The 19,327-nt window shown below is 32.2% G+C and carries 22 protein-coding genes; 17 read left to right on the plus strand and 5 right to left on the minus strand.

Features of this window, described 5'->3' with window-relative positions; translation table 11 throughout:
- Positions 1 to 48 precede the first annotated feature (48 nt).
- From MKY69_RS03365 to MKY69_RS03430, 15 genes are all read left to right on the plus strand, one after another.
- The gene (locus MKY69_RS03365; protein ID WP_003105466.1) at positions 49 to 1,446 is read left to right on the plus strand and encodes a C69 family dipeptidase; all 1,398 of its coding nucleotides are present in this window, start codon (positions 49 to 51) and stop codon (positions 1,444 to 1,446) included.
- 160 nt (positions 1,447 to 1,606) lie between these two features.
- On the plus strand, positions 1,607 to 3,154 hold the full coding sequence (locus MKY69_RS03370; RefSeq protein ID WP_004234490.1) for a zinc ABC transporter substrate-binding protein AdcA: 1,548 nt from the start codon (positions 1,607 to 1,609) through the stop codon (positions 3,152 to 3,154).
- A gap of 613 nt (positions 3,155 to 3,767) precedes the next feature.
- Positions 3,768 to 4,727, plus strand: a complete 960-nt coding sequence (locus MKY69_RS03375) for an IS30-like element IS1062 family transposase (protein WP_002360751.1) — start codon at positions 3,768 to 3,770, stop codon at positions 4,725 to 4,727.
- A gap of 104 nt (positions 4,728 to 4,831) precedes the next feature.
- The gene (locus MKY69_RS03380; protein ID WP_340790961.1) at positions 4,832 to 5,281 is read left to right on the plus strand and encodes an HTH domain-containing protein; all 450 of its coding nucleotides are present in this window, start codon (positions 4,832 to 4,834) and stop codon (positions 5,279 to 5,281) included.
- 64 nt (positions 5,282 to 5,345) lie between these two features.
- Positions 5,346 to 6,893, plus strand: coding sequence for a PTS sugar transporter subunit IIA (locus tag MKY69_RS03385; protein ID WP_340790962.1), 1,548 nt, complete (start codon positions 5,346 to 5,348; stop codon positions 6,891 to 6,893).
- Positions 6,894 to 6,913: 20 nt separating this feature from the next.
- Positions 6,914 to 8,025 (plus strand): IS3-like element IS981 family transposase gene (locus tag MKY69_RS03390; RefSeq protein ID WP_340790963.1). Its coding sequence is split into 2 segments (ribosomal slippage): positions 6,914 to 7,130 and positions 7,130 to 8,025, totalling 1,113 coding nucleotides; the frame shifts between segments, so codons are not numbered across the junction.
- Positions 8,026 to 8,137: 112 nt separating this feature from the next.
- The gene (locus MKY69_RS03395; RefSeq protein WP_062806915.1) at positions 8,138 to 8,593 is read left to right on the plus strand and encodes a PTS sugar transporter subunit IIA; all 456 of its coding nucleotides are present in this window, start codon (positions 8,138 to 8,140) and stop codon (positions 8,591 to 8,593) included.
- Positions 8,594 to 8,605: 12 nt separating this feature from the next.
- Positions 8,606 to 8,884, plus strand: coding sequence for a PTS galactitol transporter subunit IIB (gene gatB, locus MKY69_RS03400; RefSeq protein WP_231070365.1), 279 nt, complete (start codon positions 8,606 to 8,608; stop codon positions 8,882 to 8,884).
- 34 nt (positions 8,885 to 8,918) lie between these two features.
- Complete coding sequence (locus MKY69_RS03405) at positions 8,919 to 10,265, plus strand: PTS galactitol transporter subunit IIC (RefSeq protein WP_311981867.1); 1,347 nt, start codon at positions 8,919 to 8,921, stop codon at positions 10,263 to 10,265.
- 15 nt (positions 10,266 to 10,280) lie between these two features.
- The gene (locus MKY69_RS03410; RefSeq protein ID WP_062806918.1) at positions 10,281 to 11,321 is read left to right on the plus strand and encodes a galactitol-1-phosphate 5-dehydrogenase; all 1,041 of its coding nucleotides are present in this window, start codon (positions 10,281 to 10,283) and stop codon (positions 11,319 to 11,321) included.
- The gene (locus MKY69_RS03415) at positions 11,314 to 12,243 is read left to right on the plus strand and encodes a tagatose 1,6-diphosphate aldolase (protein ID WP_340790965.1); all 930 of its coding nucleotides are present in this window, start codon (positions 11,314 to 11,316) and stop codon (positions 12,241 to 12,243) included. The genes MKY69_RS03410 and MKY69_RS03415 overlap by 8 nt, the downstream gene beginning before the upstream one ends.
- Positions 12,244 to 12,305: 62 nt before the next feature.
- Positions 12,306 to 13,238 (plus strand): 1-phosphofructokinase, encoded by a 933-nt coding sequence (gene pfkB / locus MKY69_RS03420; protein WP_062806920.1) that lies wholly within the window; start codon positions 12,306 to 12,308, stop codon positions 13,236 to 13,238.
- A 9-nt stretch (positions 13,239 to 13,247) separates the two neighbouring features.
- The gene (locus MKY69_RS03425) at positions 13,248 to 13,418 is read left to right on the plus strand and encodes a hypothetical protein (RefSeq protein WP_340790966.1); all 171 of its coding nucleotides are present in this window, start codon (positions 13,248 to 13,250) and stop codon (positions 13,416 to 13,418) included.
- A gap of 37 nt (positions 13,419 to 13,455) precedes the next feature.
- The gene (locus MKY69_RS10560; RefSeq protein ID WP_445684230.1) at positions 13,456 to 13,731 is read left to right on the plus strand and encodes an aldose epimerase family protein; all 276 of its coding nucleotides are present in this window, start codon (positions 13,456 to 13,458) and stop codon (positions 13,729 to 13,731) included.
- On the plus strand, positions 13,728 to 14,129 hold the full coding sequence (locus MKY69_RS03430) for a hypothetical protein (RefSeq protein ID WP_062806922.1): 402 nt from the start codon (positions 13,728 to 13,730) through the stop codon (positions 14,127 to 14,129). Before MKY69_RS10560 ends, MKY69_RS03430 begins: the two co-directional genes overlap by 4 nt.
- Before the next feature lie 393 nt (positions 14,130 to 14,522).
- Here the strand turns inward: MKY69_RS03430 and MKY69_RS03435 are convergent, their stop codons facing one another.
- From MKY69_RS03435 to yghU, 5 genes are all read right to left on the minus strand, one after another.
- Entirely contained in the window at positions 14,523 to 14,756 is a 234-nt protein-coding gene (locus MKY69_RS03435; protein ID WP_003105475.1) for a hypothetical protein, read from the minus strand.
- Between the two features lie 147 nt (positions 14,757 to 14,903).
- The gene (locus MKY69_RS03440) at positions 14,904 to 15,164 is read right to left on the minus strand and encodes a type B 50S ribosomal protein L31 (protein ID WP_003104133.1); all 261 of its coding nucleotides are present in this window, start codon (positions 15,162 to 15,164) and stop codon (positions 14,904 to 14,906) included.
- Positions 15,165 to 15,269: 105 nt separating this feature from the next.
- Positions 15,270 to 16,205, minus strand: a complete 936-nt coding sequence (locus MKY69_RS03445; protein WP_096633466.1) for a DHH family phosphoesterase — start codon at positions 16,203 to 16,205, stop codon at positions 15,270 to 15,272.
- Between the two features lie 3 nt (positions 16,206 to 16,208).
- The gene (locus MKY69_RS03450; RefSeq protein WP_003103861.1) at positions 16,209 to 16,649 is read right to left on the minus strand and encodes a GNAT family N-acetyltransferase; all 441 of its coding nucleotides are present in this window, start codon (positions 16,647 to 16,649) and stop codon (positions 16,209 to 16,211) included.
- A gap of 86 nt (positions 16,650 to 16,735) precedes the next feature.
- The gene (yghU, locus tag MKY69_RS03455; RefSeq protein ID WP_340790968.1) at positions 16,736 to 17,515 is read right to left on the minus strand and encodes a glutathione-dependent disulfide-bond oxidoreductase; all 780 of its coding nucleotides are present in this window, start codon (positions 17,513 to 17,515) and stop codon (positions 16,736 to 16,738) included.
- A gap of 266 nt (positions 17,516 to 17,781) precedes the next feature.
- On the opposite strand from yghU, the gene add reads away from it, so the two are divergent.
- Together add and MKY69_RS03465 are read left to right on the plus strand one after the other, a co-directional pair.
- Positions 17,782 to 18,801: an adenosine deaminase gene (add, locus tag MKY69_RS03460; protein WP_004234474.1), complete on the plus strand. Its 1,020-nt coding sequence runs from the start codon at positions 17,782 to 17,784 to the stop codon at positions 18,799 to 18,801.
- Positions 18,802 to 18,869: 68 nt separating this feature from the next.
- Positions 18,870 to 19,325 carry a flavodoxin gene (locus MKY69_RS03465; RefSeq protein ID WP_003102675.1) on the plus strand — a complete coding sequence of 152 codons (456 nt, stop codon included), beginning with the start codon at positions 18,870 to 18,872 and terminating at the stop codon, positions 19,323 to 19,325.
- Positions 19,326 to 19,327: the final 2 nt, after the last annotated feature.

Genomic DNA, 19,327 nt, shown 5'->3' on the forward strand with positions numbered 1-19,327 from the left:
TGAGCTAACTAAAATTATTGAAAAATATAGAATATAAGGAGATATTTAATGGGATGTACGACAATTCTCGTAGGTAAAAGAGTAAGCTACGACGGCTCAACTTTGGTTGCTAGAACTGAAGATTCACAAAATGGAGATTTTACTCCCAAAAAAATGGTTTACATTACAAGTCAGATGCAACCAAAACACTATAAATCTGTGTTATCAAGTTTTGAAATTGATTTACCAGAAAATCCAATGGCATATAGTTCTGTTCCAGATGCCTTAGGAAAAGATGGTATTTGGGGTGAAGCTGGTGTTAATGAAGAAAATATTGGGATGAGTGCAACTGAAACAATCACAACTAATTCGCGTGTTTTAGGTGCTGATCCTCTTGTTGAATCTGGTATAGGGGAAGAAGACATGCTTACTTTAGTTCTTCCTTACATCCATTCAGCGCGTGAAGGTGTATTAAGACTTGGTCAAATATTAAGTCAATTTGGGACTTACGAATCAAATGGTGTTGCCTTTTCAGATGCGGATGAAATCTGGTGGCTAGAGACAATTGGTGGTCACCACTGGATTGCTCGCCGAGTACCAGATGATGCTTATGTAACTAATCCTAATCAATTAGGAATCGATTATTTTGAATTTAATAATCCTGATGACTATCTTTGTTCTGATGATTTGAGAAAATTTATTAAAAAGAATAATCTTGATTTAACATATTCAAATAAACATTTTAATCCACGATATGCATTTGGCAGTCAACGTGATAAAGACCGTCACTATAACACTCCCCGTGCATGGATTATGCAAAAATTTTTGAACCCAGAAATAGAACAAAATCCTCGTAGCTTTGCAATTCCATGGTGTCAAAAACCCTATCGTAAAATTACAATTGAAGATATCAAATATGTCCTTAGTAGTCATTATCAAGATACTGTCTATGACCCATATGGTCCTGAGGGAGATAAGATTAGTCAGAAGTCATTCCGTCCGATTGGAATTAATCGAACAAGTCAAACGGCTATCTTACAAATTAGACCAGACATGCCAAAAGAAATTGCTGCTATCCAATGGATGGCCTACGGTGCAATGCCTTTTAATACGATGGTGCCTTTATATACGCAGGTAACGGACTTCCCAGAATACTTTAAAAATACGGAAGAAGATGTCAATACCAATAATTTTTATTGGATGAATCGTTTGATTGCAGCTATTGCAGATAGTCATTATGCTCACCATAGTAGTTTACTTGAAGATTATCAAGAGAAAACAATGGGCTATGGTCACCAAATGCTTCATAAAATTGAAGAAGCATATGCTAGTGGTGAAAAGCTTGATTTGACAGAACAAAATCAATTAATGAGTGATTATATTCAAATAGAAACACAACAATTATTAAATAAAATACTCTTCGACGAAAGTAACTTAATGACAAACCGTTTTAGTTTAAGTGATTAATGACAAAGTTTAAAGGAGATTTGTCCTTTAAACTTTTTTAATTTTTTGAAAAAAAAAATAAAATACTTGCAAATTATTTTCATTATGATATTATTAACTGGTGAACTATTAACCGGTAAAGTACCGGTGAAGTTAATTAAAAAGAAACTTAGGAGGAATCATGAAAAAGAAAGTTCTATTGCTAATGAGTTTTGTCGGGCTAACATCTGCTTGGCAATTAAGTCAAGCCAAACAAGTAGAGGCTGACGATAGCAAAGTAAAAGTTGTAACAACTTTTTATCCAGTATATGAATTCACAAAAGGTGTAGTTGGTAATGATGGCGAAGTCACCATGTTAATGAAAGCTGGAACTGAACCTCATGATTTCGAACCATCTACAAAGGATGTTAAAAAAATTCAAGATTCAGGTGCCTTTATTTACATGGATGACAATATGGAAACATGGATTCCTGAAGTTAAAAAATCTATCAAATCTAAAAATGTAGATTATATTGAAGGAACAGGCGATATGATTTTGGCAGCTGGTTCAGAGTCTGAGCACGAACATGAACATAAACATAAAAATGATCATGAAGAACATGGTGAAGAAGGACATAGTCATGCTTTTGATCCACACGTTTGGTTATCACCTTACCGTAGTATTACTGTAGTCGAAAATATTCGTGAATCACTTTCTAAAAAATATCCTGATAAATCAGAAACGTTCAAGAAAAATGCCGATGCTTATATTGCTAAATTGAAAAAATTAGATTCAGAATACGCTAGCCAATTAGGAAATGCAAAAACTAAGAGTTTTGTTACTCAGCATGCTGCCTTCGGTTATTTAGCACTTGACTATGGATTGAATCAAGTATCCATTAATGGTGTATCAGCAGAGAATGAACCATCAGCGAAACGTATTGGCGAATTATCTAAATACGTCAAAAAGTATAATATTAAATACATTTACTTTGAAGAAAATGCTTCTAATAAAGTTGCTAAAACTCTAGCAGATGAGGCTGGTGTTAAAGCGGTTGTACTTAGTCCTTTAGAAGGTTTGACTCAAAAAGAAATCAAAAATGGCAAAGATTATTTCTCTGTTATGCGTAAAAATTTAAAAGCTTTGGAATTGACAACAAAACGTGAAGGTAAAGAAATTCAACCAGAAGAAGTTACAAGCAAATCAGTTTATAACGGTTACTTCAAAGATTCTGCTGTTAAAGACCGCAAATTGAGTGACTGGTCTGGAGACTGGCAATCAGTCTATCCATTCTTACAAGATGGCACCTTAGACCAAGTTATGGATTATAAAGCAAAAAAATCTAAAGGTGAAATGACTGTTAAAGAATATAAAGACTATTATGACGTTGGTTACAAAACTGATGTCAATAATATCAAAATCGACGGCAAGAAAAAAACGATTACATTTGATCGTAATGGTCAAAAGAAGATTTTTACTTATAAATATTCTGGTAAAAAAGTACTGACTTATGAAAAAGGTAATCGTGGTGTCCGTTTCATGTTTGAAGCTAAAGAAGCAGGTGCTGGTGAATTCAAATATGTTCAATTCTCTGATCATGGAATTGCACCAGAAAAAGCTGAACATTTCCATATTTATTGGGGTGGAGAAAGCCAAGATAAACTTCTTAAAGAGTTAGAACATTGGCCAACATATTACCCTTCAGATTTATCTGGACGCGAAATTGCACAAGAAATAAATGCACATTAAAAAAGATTGAGGTGAGAACCTCACTATTCATAGCTAATCTAAAAGACCAATCTTCTAAATTTATTAGGAGATTGGTCTTTTTGTTATTGTGGATAAAATGTAGCCTAATAAATTATAAGTTGGTTTTACCAGTATTTTTATCTTTCTCTGGTATATTCGATTAAATAGTTGAAGTGATAAATTTAACGAAACATATTTTATCTGGAAATACTATTTTATAAACTTTTTAAGAGATGTGGAATGGACAAAAATATTTTTATAAGGAAAATATTAAACATTGCAAATATAGCTAGTTGTTTGTAATTTCAAGAATAGTTTTTGGGTTAACTGAGCTACTATGAATTTCAAAGTTTCAGAAATACTTTTTTGTAAGTTCGATATTTTAAGCTAATTGAAAAAAGTATGACAGAATTTTGTAATATTAAAAATCTTAAAAATATTAATTGAAAAAATTTAGTATACTTAAGTTTATATACTTTTTTTCAATTAATATCATAATAATGTAAAAAAATAAATTATACGCCGATTGTAAAATTAAGCTAGACAAATAAAAAAGTCATTTGTGCTACACTCAAGATAGTTCCCGCAAAAGAATTATAAGGAGTGAAGACAAATGACCTATACCCATCTTACATCAAATGAACTTGCAATGATAGAGGCGTATTATAATAATCATCAATCTGTAGCTAAAACCGCAGTACTATTGAATAGATCTAGACAAACGATTCATAAAGTTTACCAATTTTTCAAAACAGGGCACAATGCTCTAGATTATTTCAATCAATACAAGAAGAATAAAACTCGCTGTGGCAGACGTCCTATTGTCTTATCAGATGAACAAACAGAATATATTCAAAAGAGGGTTGTTCAAGGTTGGACACCTGATGTGATTGTTGGCCGTGCAGAGTTTTCTATTTCTTGTTCTATGCGTACACTTTATCGTATGTTTAAACAAGGCGTATTTGAAGTGACTCACCTACCTATGAAAGGAAAACGTAAAGCCAACGGACACAAAGAAACTCGGGGAAAACAATCTTTTCGTCGATCACTTCGTGACAGAGGAAATGATTATTCTAAATTCAATCAAGAATTTGGCCACCTTGAAGGGGATACTATTGTGGGTAAAAAGCACAAAAGTGCTGTTATTACCCTCGTTGAGCGATTATCTAAAGTAATCATCACTCTTCAGCCAGAAGGCAGACGAGCTATAGATATTGAAAATCGTTTGAACCAATGGATGCAATCTGTACCTAAGCATCTATTCAAATCAATGACTTTTGATTGTGGAAAGGAATTTTCAAATTGGAAATCAATCAGTAATATAAATGATATTGATATCTATTTTGCAGATCCTGGTACACCATCACAAAGAGGGTTAAATGAAAACTCTAATGGTTTATTACGTAAAGATGGTTTACCAAAGCAAATGGATTTCAACGAAGTTGATGAATCTTTTATCCAATCTATTGCATCGAAAAGAAATAATATCCCTCGAAAATCATTAAACTATAAAACACCAATAGAAGTATTCTTGAGTCACATATGCAAAGAGGAATTGTCTAACTTAATTTGACAATTAATAATATATAAAATTTCCGTGGAGGTGAAGAACTTTGATATTTTGTTTATATAAAATTAACAATACAATAGAACTATCAAGGAAGGAGGCGCTTACAATTGAATCAAAGAAGTAAAGAAATTTTACATTTCATAATTGAAAGAAAAAGAAGTTCGTTACTTGAACTTTCTGAATTGCATGAAGTATCAGAACGAACAATAAGAAACGATTTATCAACTTTAAATGATTATCTACGAAACTTAAAATTTGGAAGTATCATTATAAAAAATAGAAATGTTGAATTAGAATTAATTGTTCCAAAGAACAAGGTGATTAGTGAACTAAATCAGTTCAATGTTTATGAATACAAGTTTAGTAGAGAAGAACGAAGTTTAATATGTTTGTTGATTTTAATCGCTTCAAAATCCTATGTCACTTTGAGTCAACTGTCAGAGCGACTTCTAGCTAGTAGATCAACCATAGTCAATGATGTAAAATCTATGAGAAAATTAGCAACGAAACATAAAATTAAAATTATTTCAAAAGCGAATAAAAGGATTTACAATTGACGCTAAAGAAGAAGATTTAAGAGAATTTTTATTTAATATCATTGGACAAGAGAATTTTTCAATTTTGGAGCCTATTATATTTGAAAAAGATAAAATGACATTGCTTGATTTTGAAAGTCTTCAAAAATTAGTTTACGATAATGACTTTACTTCTGAACTTACAGAAAAAGAATTAAATCAAATTCTAAAATACTCTTTAATTTCTGCGTATAGAAATATAAATGGTTTTAAATTAAATACAAAATTCCAAGCTATTGATAATCAAACTGGATTCTTTACAATTTATAATTTAGGAAATTATTCAAAATTTCTAACACAAAATGATTTGTATTTTATCTATTATAATGTATTTGTTCAAAATATTGATCCCTATCTAAAAACCGATATAAATAAAGAAACATTGCGTATTCAAGTTACAACAATGGAATTTATTGGTAAAATTTCACAAGATTTAGAAATTGACTTCAAAGATGACTATCTATTTTATGAAAATTTTTCAGCTCATTTATTAAGGATGATTCGTAAAGAAAAAGACTATAAAGATTTATTATTAGATGTTAGTGATATAGTTAGTTCTAATTTAAAAATAAAAAAAGCAATATTAAAAAACCTTTATATTATTGAAAACAACTTGGGTAGGAAAGCAACACCAGTAGAAATTGATTATATTATTATCCATGTCTATGCTGCTATGGAGAGAAAAAAACGTATTGGTGCTAATTTTAGAGTAGCAGTTCTAACTGAGCAAAAAGATACAGAAGTATTTTTCTTAGAAAGTAAACTATCAAGTAATTTTTCATTTAATTTAGATATTTATTCAATAAATGATACGATACGAGGTGATTATGATTTAATATTGACTACTACAAATATACCTAATAAAAATTATTTACAAATTTCACCTTTTGTTTCTGATGAAGATTATATTCTTATTGCGAATCATTTAAACGAGATATACCGTGAAAAAGATCAAAGTAATTTTAATTTAGATAAGGAAGTAGTACAAAAACTTTATAAAATGATTGAAAAAGAAATCGATAGTGACTATGAAGACCTATTGACTTTGAAAAAACATATAAAATTAAAATTATTAGAACAAGTAAATGCTAATGAAAATGAGGATGAAATTTTTTTACATGAATTTTTGACACCAGAACGTATTTCTTTAGATATTGATGTATCCGATTGGAAAGATTCTATCTATAAGGCAGGTCAATTACTTATTGATTCAAAAGACATCTCCCAACAATATTTGGATATTGTGATTGAGAATATTGAGCAGAATGGCCCCTATGTTGTTATCTCAGAAGGATTCGCATTCCCACATGCAGAAATTGGTGAATATAACTTCAATACAGCAATGAGATTGATAAGATTGAAAAATCCTATTTACTATAGTGATTCAATTATGGACGATAATGATGACATAACCACACTCCCGGTAAAATATGTATGTATTTTGTCTGCAACGGAAGAACAAAAACATTTGAAAGCAATATTTAATTTATTCAATTTACTAAAACAAAATTCATTTAAAGTAGCTCTAGACAAATGTTGTACAAGCGAAGAAGTATTGATGTTATCCTTAAATCTTAGAGTCACTATTGTATAATTTAGACAAAGGACAAAAACATGCAAAAACGCTACTCAAAAGAATTTAAAGAAACCCTTATCGCCTTCTATCATTCTGGTCAATCCGTCACCCAGCTGTCTAAAGAATACGACGTGGCCCCTGCAACAATTTATAAATGGATAGACCTCTACTCTACATCTAATGAAAGCTCCGTCTCTAAAGCTGATTTTCTAGAATTAAAAAGACAACTGGCTAAAGTTAAGGAAGAACGAGACATCTTAAAAAAAGTATTGACCATATTCGCCGAGAAAAAGAAGTGAGTGCTGCGGATATGGCTCAAACCATACAAACTTTAGCACTCAATGTCAGACTAAGCTGTCAACTCCTTGATGTTCCTGAATCAAGTTATTATGAACGGATTAACCGACATCCATCTAAAACTCAATTAAGGAGACAATACCTGTCACTCAAAATTTCTCAACTCTTCAATGCTAACCGAGGAATCTATGGTGCTCCTAAAATTCATCATCTTCTACTTAAACAAGGGGAAAAAGTCGGGTTAAAACTGGTACAGAAGCTAATGAAGCAACTTCAACTCAAGTCTGCAGTCATTAAGAAATTTAAGCCTGGATACTCACTAAGTGATCACATCAATCGAAAAAATCTCATACAGACTGAACCTACAAAGAAAAATAAGGTTTGGTCAACCGACATTACTTATATTCCTACTCAACAAGGATGGGCTTATCTCTCAACCATTATGGATCGTTATACTAAAAAAGTCATTGCTTGGGATTTGGGCAAGCGAATGACTGTAGAATTAGTGCAAAGAACTTTAAATAAGGCCATTAACTCACAAGACTATCCAGAAGCTGTTATTCTTCATTCTGACCAAGGAAGCCAGTATACGAGTCTAGAGTATGAAGAGTTGCTTAAGTATTATGGGATGACTCACTCTTTCAGTCGAAGGGGATACCCTTATCATAATGCCAGTCTTGAATCTTGGCATGGACATTTAAAAAGAGAGTGGGTGTATCAATTTAAATATAAGAACTTTGAAGAAGCCTATCAGAGTATTTTCTGGTACATCGAAGCCTTTTATAATTCAAAACGAATCCATCAAAGTTTAGGGTATCTTACACCTAATCAATTTGAAAAGGTAAGTGCTTAAAATAAATAGATTAAAATTCTACGTTTGTTACTCTAAAAACTTGACTTAACGTCAGTATATGAACTTATAAAAGAGAAAGAACACATGATGTGATGGTGTACGGGTAAGTTAAATGTTTGATGAAGAACTTATATTTTTAGATCATGATTTTGATAATGAAGAAGAGGTGCTTACATATAGTTATAAACAATTGAGGAGATTAGAATATGTAAAGGAAGAATATTTAGAATCTATATTGGAAAGAGAAAAAGAATTTCCGACTGGATTAAAAACACATGTTGGAATAAACATTGCTATGCCACATACTGAAGCAGATATGGCGTTGAAAGAGGCAATTGTGTTTATTAGAAATAAAAAAGATATTGTATTTCAACATATGATAGATCCTAATGAAGAGGTATCAACTAGATTAGTTTTTAATATAGTAGTAAAAGATCCTAAAAATCAAGTTACTTTTTTAACGAAATTAATGAAAATGTTCCAAGATGAAATATTGATGAATTATCTACTAGTTGAAACTGATAAAGAAAAAATACTGGAAAAGCTAAAAAATTTTTTGGAAAAATAAAAGGAGAAAATTATGAAAAAAGTAATCGTAGCATGTGGTGGTGCAGTAGCAACCTCTACAGTCGCAGCAAATCGTATTAAAGAATTATGTAAGTATAATAATATCGATTTAGACTTAGTTCAATGTCGTATTAGTGAAATTGAATCTCATATTTCAGGAACTGATTTAATTTGTACCACAATGAAGATAAGAAAAACATATGGAGATATCCCTATCTTAACTGTCATGGGATTCATTTCGGGAATTAACGAAGAAAAATTAGAAGCAGATATTTTAAATGTTTTAAAATAAAAATGTAAACGCTTAAATTAGAAAGAAGGACAATATGGCATTTTTACAATATATTATTGATTTGGGTGCAGCAGTAATGCTCCCACTAGTAATCTTTATTATTGCAGTTGCTTTTGGAATTAAGGTTGGTAAAGCATTCTATTCAGCAATTTCTATAGGTATTGGGTTTGTAGGTATTGGAATTATTGTTGGATTTATGCAGGAAAGCATTGGGCCAGCTGCTAAAGCAATGGCAGAAAATTTTGGTTTAGGTTTAACTGTTGTTGATGTAGGTTGGCCAGGGATGTCTCCAATTACTTGGGCTAGTAGTATCGCATTGATAGCGATTCCTATTGCTATTTTGGTGAATATTGTAATGCTTGTTTTAAAAATGACACGTGTTGTAAACGTTGATATTTGGAATGTTTGGCACATGACATTTACTGGTGCGATTGCTTATGTGGCTACTGGTAATTATTGGATTGGAATATTAGGAGTAATTATCCATGCTGCTTTATCATATAAATTTGGGGACTGGTTTCAATATGATACAGAAGAGTATTTTGGATTAGAAGGTATTGCAGTACCGCATGGTACATCAGCATATATGGCTCCATTTGCAGTAATGATTGATGCCTTGATTGAAAAAATCCCTGGATTGAACAAAATTAATATCGATAGTGAAAAAGTTGAAAAACGTTTAGGTGTTTTTGGTCAACCTGTGATTGTTGCATTCTTCTTAGGTATTATTATTGGATTATTAGCTAAATATAATGTAAAAGATACATTGCAATTAGCTATTAAAGTTGCAGCTGTTATTTCTCTAATGCCAAAAGTTATCAAACCAATCATGGAAGGTTTGATGCCAATTTCTGAAGTGGTAAAAACAAAACTTGCTAAGAAATTTAGTGGTAGTGAGTTCTTGATTGGTCTTGACCCTGCTGTACTTTTAGGAGATCCATCAGTAGTATCTGCAGGTTTAATTTTTATTCCACTTAGTATTTTAATTGCTCTTATTGTACCTGGAAATCAAGTTTTACCATTTGGTGATTTGGCTACTATTGGTTTCTTTATTGCTATGGCAGTAGCAATTCATAAAGGTAATATTTTTAGAACATTTATTTCAGGGTCAGTAATTATGTATATTACAATTTGGATTGCTAACCAATCAATTGGATTAACAACACAATTAGCAAAAGATACTGGGACTTTAAAGGAAGGTGTTGGTAAAGTAGCTGCATTAGACCAAGGCGGTTCTCCTGTAACCTACATTTTTACTCAACTTGTACATAATACAAATATGGTGGGTCTAATTATAATTGTTGCTATGTATTTAACAGGATTATACATGACTTGGACTCGATTCAAAAAATTACAACGTCTACATGAACAAACAAACTAGTTTGGAGGTATATTGATGAAGGCACTAGCTTTAGTTGAAAATAATAAAGTTGAAATACAGGAAAGACAAAAACCAACATTACAAGATTCAGGGGAAGTATTAGTAAAAATTGCTTATACAGGTATCTGTGGGTCAGATTATGTGAGATTTTTTGAAAACCAAGCAAAATTTTATCCGATTGTACTGACACATGAATTTTCAGGAATAGTTGAAAAAAGTAATTCAAGTAAATACACTAATGGGGATAAAGTGGCAGTAATTCCATTAAAACCAAATTTTGAAGATGAACAAAGTAAAAAAGGAAATTATTCATTGAGTGATAAATATGGTTTTATTGGTTCAAGAGAAGACGGTGGTTTACAAGAATACAAAATTATTAATGAAAATAACTTAGTAAAAATTCCAAAAGAGATTGATCTTCGTACTGCAGCGTTCATTGAACCTCTAACAGTAAATTTGCACGGGTTTAAAATTGCTAAGTTAAAGGATTTAGATGTTAAGAGTGTTGCATTAATCGGAATGGGTAGCATCGGATTATTAGCGCTTCAGATTCTTGTCCATTATGGGTATAACGTTACTTGTTTTGACATTAGCGATGAAAAACTTAATCTTTCGAAAGGGTTAGGAGCCAAAAATACAGTCAATACAAAAAATAATGATGAATTGGGAAATTCATTTGACCAATTTGATTTTGTCGTTGAAACATCAGGTGCTAATCAAAGTTATTACATAGTTAATAAGTTGGCGGCAAAAAAAGGAAATATTTTATATATTGGTACTCCTCACAAAGATTTACAAATTGATTTTCAGACTTTCGAACTGATAAACAGAAAAGAACTTACGGCACATGGTTCGTGGATGAATTATTCAGCACCATGGCCAGGTGAAGAATGGGAAGAGGCTATTGAACTATTTAAAAATGGGGCAATTCAAATAGATCCATTGATTGCCTGTGATACCACTATTGATAAATTTGGTTCGATCTTAGATGACTATAGAGAACGAAAGATAGATGGTAAAATATTCGTAACTGTCTGTGGAGGTGAGAATGAGTAACATAAAAACATTAACAACAAAATCTGGTATTATCTCAGCTTTAGCTATTGATCAACGTGGTGCACTACGGCGAATGCTAGGAGAAAATGCAGAAACAAAGGCTTTGGAAGATTTTAAAATATTAGTTTCTGAAACCCTTACACCTTATTCTAGCGCAATACTATTAGATCCTGAACTAGGCTTACCAGCATCGCAAAAAAAAGATAGCAATTGTGGTCTATTAATGGCCTACGAAAAAACAGGGTATGATGTATTAACTCCAGGTCGTTTGCCAGATTTAATTGAAAATCAGAGTGTGAAAAGACTTAAGGAAGAAGGAGCAGATGCTATAAAATTACTCGTTTATGTTGATGTAGATGAAGATGTAACTGTTAATGATACCAAGAAAGCATTTGTTGAAAGAGTAGGATCAGAATGTTTAGCTGAAGATTTACCATTATTTTTGGAAATTATAAGTTACGATGCAAATATTTCAGATAAACTAGAGTATGCAAAAATTAAACCACGTAAAGTAATCGAAGCAATGAAAATGTTTGCTGATAAGCGGTTTAACGTAGCAGTACTAAAAGTAGAAGTTCCAGTAGATATGAATTTTGTGGAAAGTTTTGGAACTAAATCTGTCTATTCAAAAGCAGATGCATCAAAATACTTTAAAGAGCAAAGTGAAGCAACTAATTTACCGTTCATATTCTTAAGTGCAGGTGTTTCTTCTGATTTATTTAGAGAAACATTGCGATTTGCAAAGGAAAGTGGTTCTACTTTTAATGGTGTACTTTGTGGTAGAGCTACCTGGGCAGGTGGAACAACTGTTTATAAAGAAAAAGGATTTGAAGCAGCTAAGGAATGGTTTAATAGTGTTGGTAAAACAAATATTGTTGAACTAAATACTCTTGTTGAAGAATTAGCCACACCAGTAAACTAGACTAAAATCAACTCAATTTTCAATGGAAAATTGAGTTGAAATTTTCTAAAAAAGGAGAAAACATGATTACGACTGTAACATTAAATACATCAATTGATAAAGCTTATTACTTAGAAAATAGTTTAACGGTTGGAACTGTTATGAGAGTAAAAAAAGTCATAAATTCAGCAGGTGGTAAAGGACTAAATGTAGCAAGAGTAGTTAAACTACTAGGAGAAGATGTACTTGCAACAGGATTAGTTGGAGGGAATAATGGCAATTATCTTCTAGATTTATTGAACCATGATGGTATTACTCATGGATTTACGACCGTGAGCTGTGAGACTAGAAGTTGTATTAATGTGATTGAGGTCAACTTTAGATCTACTGAATTTCTTGAAAGTGGCGAAGAAATTACTGAAAAAGAAATTGCAATGTTCGAAAAGAGTTTTTCAAACCTAATTGATAAAACGGATGTTGTAACTATTTCGGGGAGTATGCCAAAGGGCTTGAATCCAGATTTTTATAAGACATTAATTGAAATAGCACTAGAAAAAGGCAAAAAAGTAATTCTAGATAGTAGTGGATTAAGTTTTGAACTGGGTCTAAAAGGGAAACCAACACTTGTTAAACCAAATGAGGAAGAATTAGAAGCATTATTTCATCGTAAAATTAATTCAATCAATGATGTGATCGAGTTAGGTAAAAAAATTAGTGAAAAGGGAATTGAATACGTTGTAGTATCCTTAGGTAAAGAAGGGGCAATTCTGATACATAATAACTCTGTTTACCATGCTAAACCTCCTAAAATTAAGGCAATAAATACTGTAGGGTGTGGAGATTCTATGGTTGCGGCTTTAGCTTTCGGATTAAAGAATAATTTTAAACCTACAGATTGCTTAAAATATGCTGTTGCAGTTGGTACGGCAAATGCAATGACTATGAATACAGGAAGCTTTAACAAAATAGATTTTGAAAATATATTAACTCAAGTAAAAGTTGATGAAATATATTAAGGAGACTGAATGGAATATATTTTAAAAAATTATAAATTAATTGTTTCTCTTAATTCAAAGGGAGGGGTACTAACATCAATTAAAAATAATGAGGGATTAGAATACTTATGGCAAGGTGACGAATCATATTGGTCAGGACAAGCTCCAGTTTTATTCCCGATTTGTGGTAGCTTAACGTAATAATGAAGCTCGAAATAGTGCAGGTGAACAGATCCAAATGCCTCGTCACGGTATTATTAGAAAAAGGGAATTTAATTGTGAAAAACATACAGATACTGAAATAATTTTTTCGATCACTTCGGATGAAAATACATTAAAGGAGTATCCTTATAAATTTAAGTTATATATCCAATATATTTTGTTAAATAACCAAATAATAACACAATATCTGGTTGAAAATTTTTCAAGAAAAAGAATGCCATTTTTTATCGGAGGACATCCAGGTTTTAATTGTCCTCTAAATCCAGACCTAAAATTTTCTGATTACAGGTGATTTTTGACAAAACAGAGAAAAACAACTTACCTGAGAATGTTTTAGAAAATGGATTAGTTAATCGAAAAAATTTGAGATTGATAAATTTTGATGGTAAATCGCTTTCATTACAACACGAACTATTTACAAATGATGCTTTAATTTTCTATAAATCAAATTCAAAAAAAGCGAAGTTAAAATCGAATAAAGATAATCATAGTGTTGAAATTTATTTCGATTATTTTGATAATTTATTAGTTTGGTCAACAGTTAATAAAGGAAAATTTATTGCACTAGAACCCATGACTGGAATATCAACATTTTTAGATGAAAACGATATTTTTGAAGAAAAGACTCAAGTAAAATTTTTGGAACCAAATCATACTTCAATTTTAAGATTTACATTGAAATTAAATTAATATATTTAATCAAATGACGATTAATTCTAAAATCTTCGGAATAGAGTAACTTGGTGAAACAATATTATATGGCTCATTTTTTTCATTCAAGTTTATTCTTTAAAAAAATGCTAAAATATTTATTACTGTAAATCTTTTATTAGTTAGCTTTTATGATAATATTTTAGAAAAAATTCAAAATTAAGATTCTCCTGAAAAAAAGACCTCAAACTAAATGTTTGAGGTCTTCATTTCTTAATAATTATTTCTCTTCTTTATTTTTTTTCTTTTCTTCTGTAGGTTTAGTTTGTTTAACTTTACCACTGATTGTATGAAGTTCTTTATTTTTTTCTTTTGTCATTTGATGACCTCACTTATAGAAAGATAATATCATTTAAGCTAATATCTGACAAGTTATTTTTTCTTTTTGTCACTTGTTTTTTTAGTTTTTACTTTCGGAGTTGCATAGACCAAGTTTCTTAAGTTAATTAAGACACTTTTGTTGGTTTTTTCTGAAATCAATTCAATGGCAGTAGAATCAAATTCCATTTCATTGGCAACTTTAACAACGGTCATTGTTTCACCTGTTACAAAAGTTAGTTGTAAGATTTCTTTTTCTTTTAATATACTAATAATAAATGCTTTCATCTGAATATCCTCCTTAAACCTATTCTACCAAATAAATAAAACGCTTACAATTGTTTGTGTTTTATTTATTTGATAATCTGGGGAAAAGTAAAAGACAAGAAAAAACCTCCCCATAGTAATGGGAAGATTTTAATAAAAGCGTAAGTCTTATTTTGCTGCGTTTTCGTCTTTGAGACCGTATTTTTTGTTGAAACGGTCCACACGTCCGTCTGCTTGCGTGAATTTTTGACGTCCAGTATAGAATGGATGTGAATCTGAAGAAATTTCTACACGGATAAGTGGGTAAGTTTCCCCTTCGAACTCAACAGTTTCATTACTATTTTTAGTAGAACCGCTAAGGAATTGGTAACCTGTAGTTGTATCAAGAAATACAACTGGACGATAATCTGGATGAATGTTTTTTCTCATCTTTAAAATATTTCCTTTCTGCCATGGCACTTGTGCCCCATAGTTATTAACTAGACTAGTGTAACAAAATTAAAAGTATTTGACAAGCTTTTTGGAGTAATTCTTTTAATTTGCTAGGAGATCTTTTATTTCTTGGAAAATGACTTCATTTTCCTCTAGACTATATGAATTTGCTCCGCTAGCAAGTGGATGACCACCCCCATGATGACGCTTGGCAATTTCATTGATAAATTTTGTTTTGCTACGCATTCTGACACGGTAGTGCCCATCAGCTTGCTCGACAAAGATTGCCCAAGCTTGGACTAAATCAATTTTTCCGGGAGTCGAAACAATGGCTGAGCTCTCAGCATCAGTGATATCAAAGTCTTTGAGAATTTTTTGCGTCAGCACAACTCGTGCAGCTCCGTTTTCATCAATTTCGAGATTATCAAAAACATAGCCTTGCAGCTTGGCAATTTTAAAAGAGAAAGAATCCATTTGTCGGCCAATGGCTGAAAAATCAAATTCGTACTGGCGTAATTTACTGGCAATTAAGAAGGTTTTGCTACTAGTAGCAGGATAGAGGAAGCGTCCCGTATCTCCAACAATCCCAGCATAGAGCAGTTGCGCAGCTATGTTTGATAGTTTAAGGTTCATTTCGAAAGCAAAGTCAGCAATAATTTCACTAGCACTTGAAGCCATCGTATCAACATGACAGATATCTCCATAGACATCATCATTTGGGTGATGGTCGATTTTAATGGTAAAGTCGCCATCTAAATAACGAGCATCATCTATCCGAGGACGGTTAGCCGTATCTGTAATGATAACTAATGAGCCGGAATAATCAGAATCTTGGACTGTATCCATCATTGCGACCCAATCAAGACTTGGCTCGTCGTAACCAGTAATCAAGACTTTCTTATCTGGGAAATTAGCTTTAATAATTTCTTTCAAACCAGCTTGGCTACCAATGGCATCAGGGTCCGGATTTTTATGACGATGGATGATAATTGTTTGATGTTTTTTTATTTGTTCTAAAATTTCTTTATAAATTGTCATTGTTTAATCTTTTTCTTTCATCATATCAATATGGGGAATGTCGTCTTCTAAGTAGACCTCAGAAGTAGCATTAAAACCAAATTGTCCATAAAAGTCTTGCAAATGAGCTTGAGCTTGTGCATAGACTGGTAATTGAGGATAATTTTCTTGGCAATAGCTAAGTGCGGTGGCAACTAGTTCTTGCCCTAAGCCTTTACCACGAACTGTTTGAGTTGTCAGAACTCGGCCCAGTTTCATCATTTTTTCGGTTGGTATAATGCGACAGTATGCTAATAATTGACCCGAACTGTCTTGTTTGAAAATGTGTATTGATTTTTGGTCCAATTCATCAATTTCAGGATAAGCACAGGCTTGTTCCACAACAAAGACTGCAACCCGCTCTTTTAAAATAATAAATAATTCATCTCTGGTCAATTGATCAAATGCCTTAATACTCCAATTCATCATCACACCTAGCCTTCTCTAAAAGTCTTTTTAATAGTATACCATAAGTGCCAAAAAACCTATAGATTTACTATAGGTCAATTTGCTTAGTTTATTTCTTTTAAGGTTACTTCTAAAGCTCGTTTTACTGCTGGCCTTTGAGCTATTTTATCTGTCCATTGGTTGAGATATTTATAAGATTTTAGGTCAAGAAATTCTGCAGCATTGTCATAAAGTTGATCTTGTGCTAATTGTCCATACCAAGACCAGATAGCAATGTCTGCAATACTGTAGTCATCACCAGCAATATATGGTCTCTTGGCTAATTCTTTATCTAATAAATCAAATTGACGTTTTGTTTCCATGGTGTAACGATCGATTGGGTATTCTAATTTTTCAGGTGCATAATGGAAGAAGTGACCAAAGCCACCACCGACAAAAGGAGCAGCACCGGTCTGCCAAAATAGCCAATTTAATTCTTGTGTTCTGGTCGCATGATTTTGGCTAATCAAAGCATCATGTTTTTCTGCTAAGTAAAGAAGAATATTTGCAGATTCAAAAATATTGATGGTTTCAGAATCAGACAAGTCTAATAAAGCAGGAATTTTTGAATTGGGGTTGATTTCAGTGAAATCACTACCGAACTGTTCTTGCTTACCTAAATTGATTTTGAAAGCATCATAAGGAGCATCAGTTATATCAAGCTCTTTTAATTCTTCAAACATGATAATTGGTTTAATCCCATTAGGTGTTCCTAAGGTAAATAATTGATATGGATTTTCTCCTCGAGGTAGTTTTTGTTCGAAACGACTTCCAGCTGTCTCTTGATTTGAACCTGGAATCTTATGGGTATTTTTCCATATTTTTGGTAATTGATAAGTTGTCATAGGCTTGTCCTCTCTATTGCTACTAATTAGGATTATCATAACAAATAAAAAGTTGAATCACAAAAGTTTAGTTTGGTACAAGTTATTTATTGATTATTTGATTTTCTAATGTAAAAACATTTAACATTTTTTGTTTATACTATTTGATTTCAGTCTAATAATTAACCTTAATAAAATATTTAGGTATAAAATCTTTAGGAAAAATGCCTTGATTTATTTAATACATTTGTTATCATATTAAAAAGCTGCAAAGGAGTAAAATAAGAATGGAAGAAATAGATTTTGAAAAACTTGCAAAAACAGAGCTACATTGCCACTTGGATGGCTCCATTCCGTTTGGAACGATTAAGAAATTATTAAAACTTGCCAAGATAGAAATTCCAGATGACGATGACGATTTAAAACAGCTTATTAAAGCACCTAAATCAGCTACTTCCTTAATGGATTATTTAAAGACCTTTGACTTTATTAGACCACTCTTACAGTCAAAAGAGGCTCTTCAGCTTGCAAGCTATGACTTAGCCAAGTCGGCAGCTCAGGAAGGTGTTATTTATATGGAAATCCGTTTTGCACCAGAACTTTCAATGGATCAGGGGTTAACTTTAGTAGAAATAATGGAAGCTGTCTTAAAGGGGGCAAATAATGCAACCAGAGATTTTGGGATAGTCACCAAAATTATTGTTTGTGGTATGCGACAATCATCGCTTACTTTAACAGAAGAGATTTTTAAGAAAGTTATCCGATGGGCTGAAAAAGGATTAGTTGGATTTGATTTTGCGGGAAATGAGCTTGATTTTCCTCCAGAGTACTTAAGCACAATTATTGAGGAGACACAAAAATTAGGACTACCTTTTACCCTCCATGCAGGGGAATGTGGCTGTGCTAATTATATTTCACAAGCTATTGATCTTGGCATAAAGCGTCTTGGGCATGTTACTGCAGTCTCAAAAAATCCAGACCTTTTAAGACGTTTGAGACAAGAAGGGGTGACCGCGGAGCTATGTTTAACAAGTAACCTTCAAACTAAAGCAGCTCCAACAATTGCTGATTTTCCCTATCTTATGATGAAGCAAGCAGGTGTCAAACTGAGTATTAATACTGATAACCGAACTGTCTCAGATACTAATTTAACGAAAGAGTATCAATTATATAACTATTATTTTGGGACTAGTGTCGCTGATTTTTATCGTCATAATTGTGACGCTATTGAAGCTTCATTTGCGAGTCCCTCTGAAAAGAAGGAACTACTGGAACGATTAAAATTTTCCTATCAATACTATCTCTAATATCATAGTGATTTTATCCATTAAATATGTTAAAATAAATGAAGTTTAGTTATTTTTTGGAGGAAAATATGGCCATAGTAAAAATCGTTTATGCTAGTATGACAGGCAATACTGAAGAAATTGCTGATATAGTTGCAAATAAGTTAACCGAACTCGGACACGATGTTGAAGTTGACGAGTGCACATCAGTTGAGGCTTCAGATTTTGAAGATGCCGAAATAGCGATTGTTGCGACATATACTTATGGTGATGGTGACTTACCAGATGAAATTGTCGATTTCTACGAAGATTTACAGGATTTAGACTTATCAGATCGTATCTATGGGGTGGTTGGATCAGGGGATACTTTCTATGATTACTTCTGTAAGTCAGTAGATGAATTTGAAGAACAATTTGCTCTAACGGGAGCCATTAAAGGTGCTGAATCAGTTAAAGTTGACTTGGCAGCAGAAGATGAAGACATTGCCAATCTGGAAGCATTTGCGGAAGCAATTTCCAAGTCAGCAGAAAGTTTATTGCAATAACC

It is taken from the genome of Streptococcus sp. FSL R7-0212 (genome assembly GCF_038007985.1).
In the GTDB taxonomy this organism is placed as follows: Bacteria; Bacillota; Bacilli; order Lactobacillales; family Streptococcaceae; genus Streptococcus; species Streptococcus parauberis.